Source organism: Calditerrivibrio sp., assembly GCA_026415135.1.
Classification (GTDB): domain Bacteria; phylum Chrysiogenota; class Deferribacteres; order Deferribacterales; family Calditerrivibrionaceae; genus Calditerrivibrio.
On sequence record JAOAHS010000019.1, the window covers coordinates 43,907 to 50,440 of the forward strand.

A 6,534-nucleotide genomic window follows, 5' to 3' on the forward strand; every position below is an offset into this window, starting at 1 on the left:
AATAAATACGGGAGTTAGTATGGATTATAAGAATAGTTTAAATTTACCTAAGACAGATTACCCCATGAAAGCTAATCTTAGTGAACAGGAGCCCAAAAGAATTCAAAAATGGCAAGAGAATAAACTCTATAATAAAATATTAGCATCAAGAAATCCAGAGAAAAAATATGTACTTCATGATGGCCCACCTTATGCTAATGGTAATATCCACATCGGACATGCTTTAAATAAGATATTGAAGGATTTTATAGTAAAGATTAAAAGTGCAGAAGGGTACTATGCTCCTTATGTGCCTGGTTGGGACTGTCATGGGTTGCCAATTGAACACCAGGTGGATAAAGAGTTGGGGGATAAAAAACATGAGATCCCAAAGTCAGAAAAGAGGAAGATGTGTAGGAAATATGCGGAAAAGTTTATTGATGTTCAGCGGGAAGAGTTTAAAAGACTCGGTGTTTTGGGTGATTGGAACAATCCATATATAACAATGGATTATGAGTACGAAGCCATTACATTGAAAGAATTATACAAATTTTTCAATAATGGTGGGGTTTATAAAGGTTCCAAGCCTGTTTATTGGTGCATAGATTGTATAACAGCTCTTGCAGAGGCTGAAGTGGAATATGGTGACCATATATCCCATTCAATATATGTAAAATTCCCTGTTTTAGAAGAAACGAAGAGAGCTTTTGGTGTTAACGGTGATCTTTATGTTGTTATTTGGACCACTACTCCATGGACTTTGCCTGCCAATATGGGTGTGGCTTTTCATCCTGAGTTTAGTTACAGTATAATCAGAGTTGAGAATACTGATAATAAGAATATAAAAAAAGGTGATATGCTTTTGTTGGCTACTGAGTTGATTGAAAGGCTTGTTAAACCTTTTGGGATCCTTGAATATATAGAGGTGAAATCTTTTAAAGGTGTTGAGGTTGATAAAGGTAAGTGCAGGCATCCGTTTTACGATAGGGTTTCATTAATGGTTTTAGGTGAACATGTCACGCTTGAACAAGGTACAGGTATTGTTCACACAGCACCTGGCCATGGGCAGGAAGACTACGAGGTGGGCTTGAAGTACGGGCTTGAAATCTACAACCCTGTTGATGATTTTGGAAATTTTAAAAAGGATGTTGAGTTTTTTGCTGGTTTAAATATTAATAAAGCAAACAAGTTAATTGTAGAGCACATGGATAAAAATGGTGCACTAATTTTGGCTGGTGATGTTCAACATTCTTATCCACATTGCTGGAGATGTAAAAAACCTGTGATTTACAGAGCTACACCCCAATGGTTTATATCTATGGAGTCAAATGAGCTAAGGAAAAAGGCACTTGAAGAGATAAAAAAGGTTAGGTGGACCCCCACATGGGGTGAAAATAGGATCACGGCTATGATAGAAAACAGACCCGATTGGTGCATTTCAAGACAGAGGAGTTGGGGTGTACCTATAGCTGTTTTTATCTGTGGTGAATGCGAAGAGATTATTATCGATAAAGATATTCAAGAGAAAGTTTTAGATGCGTTTATGAAACAGGGTGCAGATGCCTGGTTTGATAACGATGTTGAGTTCTTTTTGGGAAAGGGGTTTCAATGTCCTAAATGTAAGGGTAGCAATATAAGAAAAGAAACAGATATTTTAGATGTTTGGTTTGATTCAGGGGTAAGCCATGCTGCTGTATGTGAAGTAAGGGATGACCTAAAACCTGGTGCCAATATGTATCTTGAGGGTAGCGATCAGCATAGAGGTTGGTTCCATAGTTCCCTTTTGGAATCTGTGGGGACCAGAGGAGTGGCACCTTACAAAGAAGTCTTGACTCATGGCTTTGTTGTGGATGGTAAAGGCAGAAAAATGTCCAAATCCCTCGGAAACGTGGTAAAACCACAGGAGATAATTGAAAAGTACGGTGCAGAGGTTTTAAGGCTTTGGGTGGCTGCTGAGGATTATACTGAGGATGTGAGGATTTCTGAAGATATCATAAAAAGATTGGTAGAATCTTATAGAAAGATTAGAAATACAGCAAGGTATCTCTTAGGTAATCTTTATGACTTCGAATTTGATAAAGATGCCATTGCTTATGAAAGGCTTATGGAGCTTGATAGGTACATTCTTTCCAGGTGGCAACAGGTCAAAGAAAGGATTTATAAGGCCAACGAGAATTATCAATTTCATATCTTTTATCACTCTTTTATAAATTTTTGTATTAATGATCTATCTTCTTTTTATCTTGATATTATAAAAGACAGGACCTATTCCTTTAAGTATAACTCCTACCAGAGGAGATCTGCTCAGACTGCGATGTTTCACCTGATCAAAGAGATGGCGATTGTTATGTCACCTATACTTTCTTTTACTGCTGACGAGATATGGGAATATCTACCGGTATTTAAAGATAAAAAAGAGTTCGTTTTTTTAGAAACTTATCCTCCAGTGGATAATATCGATATGGATCTGTTAGCAAAATTTGATAGGATCATTGAGATAAAAAAAGAGGTTAACAAAGCACTGGAGTTAGCAAGAGCTGAAAAAGTGGTAGGTCATCCGTTGGATGCGAGGATAGATCTTTATTTGACATCTAGTGATATGGAAATATGCAGAGTTGATGAGGGTTTGGAGAAGATGTTTATTGTTTCCGAACTTTATTTATATGATCTGAAAGAATCACCAGAGGAGATATACACTTCAGAAGATGGTAAGATTAAAGTAAAGGCTTCTGCTTCTATTTTACCAAAATGTGAAAGATGTTGGGTACATTCAACCACCGTTGGTAAGCATGCAGAACACCCAGCGCTTTGTTCAAGATGTGTAGAAAACATATAGTATAGGTGCTAGATGAAGTTCAATTATATTCTCATAATAATGTTGGTGGTTCTGGATCAATGGACTAAAAAGATCATAATAGAGAAGTTTCAGCTTTATGAGAGTATCACAGTAATAGATGGCTTTTTTAACCTTACCTATGTTTTAAATCCAGGGGCTGCTTTTGGTTTTTTGGCTAAGATGGATGAAAGATTTAGAGTGCTCTTTTTTGTGTTTGTTACATTTATTGCTATATGTTTGGTGGTGTACCTGATTATAAGAGAAAGGGGGTTTATTCTTCGTAGGTATGCTTATTCTTTCATATTAGCTGGTGCAATAGGCAATCTCATCGATAGAGTAATGATAGGTAAGGTTGTAGACTTCTTAGATTTTTATATAAAATCTTATCATTGGCCAGCTTTTAATGTGGCAGATGTATCAATAAGCTGTGGTGTTGGCTTATTGCTTTTGGATTTGATAAGAGATAAAAAGAGAAAACAAGCTACTGGAGGATAAGATGAACATAATGCCTAAGAGAGCGTTGATAAGCGTTTCAAAAAAGGATGGTATAGTTGAGTTTGTCAAGTTTTTGTCTTCAAAAGGGGTTGAAATTTTATCTACAGGTGGAACATATAAAGCGCTAAAAGAAAATGGTGTGTCTGTTGTAGAGATATCAGAATTTACAGGTTTCCCAGAGATGTTGGATGGTAGGGTTAAAACTCTTCATCCGAAAGTCCATGCTGGTATACTAAACATCAGGGATAATGATGAGCATAGAGCTATTATGAATGCACATGGATTGAAAGACATTGATATGGTAGTTGTAAATCTTTACCCCTTTGAGGAGACTATTTCAAAGGAGGGTGTATCAATAGATGAGGCCATAGAAAATATCGACATCGGTGGTCCATCTATGATAAGATCGGCAGCCAAGAATTTTAAGTTTGTTGCTGTGGTGACTGATCCAGGTGATTACAGAATAATAATGGATGAGATAGAAAAATCAGGCGGGATATCTTATCAAACGAGAATGAATCTCTCAAGAAAGGCTTATTCCCTTACGGCTTTTTATGATAGTATGATTGCTAATTATTTTAATGGACTGATGAAGGTGAAGTTCCCAGAATATGCTGTTGTGACTGGAAGATTAAAAGAGATTATGAGGTATGGTGAGAATCCTCATCAGGCATCTGCCTTCTATACTCAACCTTTAATTAAAGAGGTATCCGTATCCACTTCAAAACAGTTACAGGGTAAAGAGCTTTCTTTTAACAATATTGTTGATATAAATGCTGCTTTTGAGCTTTTAAAGGAGTTTAAAGAGCCTGCCTGTGTTATTGTAAAACATAACAACCCTTGTGGTGTTGCTATTGGAGAAAACCTTTTGGAGGCTTATCTGCTGGCTTATGAATGCGATCCTGTGAGTGCTTTTGGAGGTATTGTGGCCCTCAATAGGGAAGTGGATGGTAAAGTTGCAGAGGAGATGAAAAAGCTGTTTTTAGAGGTTATTATTGCGCCATTTTTCTCAAAAGAAGCTAAAGAGGTATTTGCTGAAAAGAAGAATCTAAGACTGATAGAGACTGGCGAGATTACAGATTATAGGGATTCGGAGCTTGATCTTAAAAAAGTCGTTGGAGGGTTCTTATTACAGGATAGGGATCTACATCAAATAGATGATATTAAAAAGCTTCATGTCCCCACTATGAGAAAGCCAACAGACTTCGAATACAAAGCCCTTGAATTTGCGTGGAAGGTTGCAAAGCATGTCAAGTCAAATGCCATAGTTTATGCAAATGAGAGACAGACTGTGGGTATAGGTGCAGGTCAGATGAGTAGAGTTGATTCAAGTAAGATTGCAGCTCTAAAGGCAAGGAAATCTATAGAGGGCTTAGCTATGGCTTCAGATGCCTTCTTTCCATTTAGAGATAGTATAGATGAAGCTGCCGAAAGGGGTATAAAGGCTATCATTCAGCCAGGTGGATCCATTAGAGATGAGGAAGTGATAAAGGCTTGTGATGAACATGGTATTGCTATGGTTTTTACAGGCATAAGGCATTTTAAACATTAGGAGAAAAAGTTATGAAAGTTTTGGTTGTTGGTTCTGGTGGTAGGGAGCATGCAATAGCTTGGAAATTAGCTGAAAGTCCGAAAGTAACAAAGGTTTTTTGCGCACCTGGCAATGGTGGTACTGCTAATGAAAATAAATGTGAAAATGTAGATATCAAAGTTACTGATTTTGAAAAGTTAGCCGCTTTTGTAATGGATAATGATATATATTTTACTGTAGTTGGGCCTGAGGAACCATTGGCAAAAGGGTTATCAGATTTTTTTGAAGATAAAGGTCTAAAAGTATTTGGGCCAAAAAAGGATGGTGCTTTGCTTGAGGCTAGTAAAGCTTTTGCAAAGGAAGTGATGGTTTCTGCGGGTATTCCAACAGCTTTTTATAAGGAATGTAATAATTATGGTAGCGCTGTGGAGTATTTGAAAGAAAAAGGTGTACCAATAGTAATAAAAGCTGATGGTCTTGCAGCAGGTAAGGGTGTAACTGTGGCTTTTGATATGAAGGACGCTGAAAATGCTCTAAAAGAGATCTTTTTGGATAAAATTTTTGGTGAGGCAGGTAATAAAGTTGTCATAGAGGAGTATCTAAAAGGTGAAGAAGCTTCTTTTATAGCTATTACCGATGGTGAGACGATTTTGCCTTTTGCTTCAAGTCAAGATCATAAAACAGTGTATGATGATGATAAAGGACCAAATACCGGTGGTATGGGAGCATATTCCCCTGCTCCTATAGTGGATGCTGACGTGCATAGAAAGGTGATGAATGAGGTTATGTATCCCCTTTTAGAGGAGATAAAAAAAAGGGGGATTTTGTATAAAGGGTTTATTTATGCAGGTTTGATGATTGATAACGGTAAGCCTAAGGTGTTGGAGTTTAACTGTAGATTGGGTGATCCTGAGACTCAGCCGTTGTTATATAGGATGAAGAGTGACTTTTTTGAGTTGATAGATGTAGCTATAGCAGGAGATTTGAAAGGGTATGATTTGCAATGGTATGATGAATTTTCAGTTGGTGTTGTAATGGTTTCTGGAGGATACCCGAAGGAATATAAAAAAGGGTATGAGATAAAAGGTCTTGAGGATGTTGTAAATGATGTAAAAGTATTCCACGCTGGAACAAAGTTTTGTGATGGGAAGTATTTTACTGATGGTGGGAGGGTATTGTGCATCACTGCTAAGTCTGATTCTCTTAAAGGTGCCATCGAAAAGGTATATAAAGAGGTAGATAAGATAAGTTTCAAGGACTGTCATTATCGAAAGGATATTGGTATGAAAGGATTGAAGAGGATTCAGTGACTGATATAAAAAAAATTGCTGTTTTGCTAAGGGTGTATAGTAGAATTGATGATCTTTTAGCAAATTTGACTATAATACGAAAAAGATGGTCAATTGGTGATAGGGCATACGTTCTGGTATCATCAAATGGTTCAAGGGATGGTTTTCATTTGCCAGAGGAAGTTTATAGACTTTCTGATGTTGTTGTTGAGCTGGATGAGAATCTCGGACATATACGGGGTAATGCACAATTGATTTTAAAAGGGTTAGAAAAAATACCTGATGAGACAGATTTCTTGATTATCTTAGAGGCTGATACGTGGTTGTTGAATGATGAAATTATCAAAAAATATATCAACATTATGAGTGAGGAAAAAATTGTTTGGTGTAGTAGTGAGTGGAGT

At 37.0% G+C, this 6,534-nt stretch carries 5 protein-coding genes; all 5 read left to right on the forward strand.

What is annotated here, in order from left to right; all coding sequences use genetic code 11:
• Positions 1-19: 19 nt before the first annotated feature.
• A complete protein-coding gene (gene ileS / locus N3C60_03565) occupies positions 20-2,815 on the forward strand; it encodes an isoleucine--tRNA ligase (protein ID MCX8083980.1) in 2,796 nt (931 codons plus the stop codon).
• Positions 2,816-2,827: 12 nt separating this feature from the next.
• The gene (lspA, locus tag N3C60_03570) at positions 2,828-3,310 is read left to right on the forward strand and encodes a signal peptidase II (protein MCX8083981.1); all 483 of its coding nucleotides are present in this window, start codon (positions 2,828-2,830) and stop codon (positions 3,308-3,310) included.
• A 1-nt stretch (position 3,311) separates the two neighbouring features.
• Complete coding sequence (gene purH / locus N3C60_03575; protein MCX8083982.1) at positions 3,312-4,862, forward strand: bifunctional phosphoribosylaminoimidazolecarboxamide formyltransferase/IMP cyclohydrolase; 1,551 nt, start codon at positions 3,312-3,314, stop codon at positions 4,860-4,862.
• A gap of 11 nt (positions 4,863-4,873) precedes the next feature.
• Positions 4,874-6,151 (forward strand): phosphoribosylamine--glycine ligase, encoded by a 1,278-nt coding sequence (purD, locus tag N3C60_03580; protein MCX8083983.1) that lies wholly within the window; start codon positions 4,874-4,876, stop codon positions 6,149-6,151.
• Positions 6,148-6,534: hypothetical protein (locus N3C60_03585; GenBank protein MCX8083984.1), on the forward strand; the 387-nt coding region annotated here is incomplete at its 3' end. The genes purD and N3C60_03585, both read left to right, overlap by 4 nt.